Annotated in this window: 1 pseudogene; it reads left to right on the top strand. The window is 65.0% G+C overall.

Features of this window, described 5'->3' with window-relative positions:
* Positions 1–391 (top strand): annotated as a pseudogene (locus tag AB843_RS24615) (tryptophan synthase subunit beta); the annotation flags it as partial.

The following is a 391-nucleotide window of genomic DNA, read 5'->3' as shown; positions in this document are numbered from 1 at the left end:
GGCGACGCGCATTGCGCCTCGATGACGGCCGGCAAGCCGGGCGTGCTGCACGGCAACCGCACCTATCTCTTGCAGAACGAGGACGGCCAGATCCTCGACGGCCATTCGATCTCGGCCGGGCTCGACTATCCGGGCGTCGGGCCGGAGCACAGCTGGCTGAAGGATTCCGGCCGCGTCATCTATTCCCCCATCCTCGACGACGAGGCGCTGGAAGCGTTCCAGCTGACGACGAAGATCGAGGGGATCATCCCGGCGCTGGAATCGGCCCATGCGATCGCCCATGCGATGAAGCTCGCGCCGACCATGGGCAAGGAGCAGATCATGATCGTCAACTTCTCCGGCCGGGGCGACAAGGACGTCCACACGGTCGGGAAAATGCTCGGCATGGAGA

Source organism: Nitratireductor soli (assembly GCF_001050155.1).
Classification (GTDB): Bacteria; Pseudomonadota; Alphaproteobacteria; order Rhizobiales; family Rhizobiaceae; genus Nitratireductor; species Nitratireductor soli.
This window is presented reverse-complemented; position numbering and strand designations above follow the sequence as displayed.